General features: G+C 55.2%; 2 rRNA genes. Both read right to left on the minus strand.

Annotation, left to right across the window (positions count from 1 at the left end):
• Window positions 1-15: 15 nt before the first annotated feature.
• Window positions 16-132, minus strand: a 5S ribosomal RNA gene (rrf, locus tag JCO01S_RS15265).
• A gap of 119 nt (window positions 133-251) precedes the next feature.
• Window positions 252-580, minus strand: a 23S ribosomal RNA gene (locus JCO01S_RS15270); the annotation flags it as partial.

The following is a 580-nucleotide window of genomic DNA, read 5'->3' on the forward strand; positions in this document are numbered from 1 at the left end:
TTCTTGTGAATGGTTGTCCGGCTGCGTCCTACTCTCCCACACCGTCTCCGGTGCAGTACCATCGGCGCTGAAGGGCTTAGCTTCCGGGTTCGGAATGGGACCGGGCGTTTCCCCTTCGCTGTGACAGCCGTAACTCTATGGAGATATCTGGGCCGGCCACACCCCCAGTGTCTTTTTTGGGGAGGGTGTGGGTGTCCGTATCTCGGGAACTGCACAGTGGACGCGAGCAAAGATCAATATTGTCTTTGTGTGGTGTCAAGTTGTCGGCGTATTAGTACCAGTCAGCTGCATGCATTGCTGCACTTCCACATCTGGCCTATCAACCCAGTCGTCTACTGGGAGCCTCTCGAACCCATGGTTCATGGAAACCTCATCTTGAGACATGCTTCCCGCTTAGATGCTTTCAGCGGTTATCACTCCCGAACGTAGCTAATGAGCGGTGCCCTTGGCAGAACAACTCACACACCAGAGGTTCGTCCAACCCGGTCCTCTCGTACTAGGGTCAGTCTCTCTCAAGTTTCCTACGCGCACAGCGGATAGGGACCGAACTGTCTCACGACGTTCTAAACCCAGCTCGCGT

The sequence above is a fragment of the Janibacter corallicola NBRC 107790 genome (assembly GCF_001570965.1).
GTDB lineage: Bacteria > Actinomycetota > Actinomycetes > Actinomycetales > Dermatophilaceae > Janibacter > Janibacter corallicola.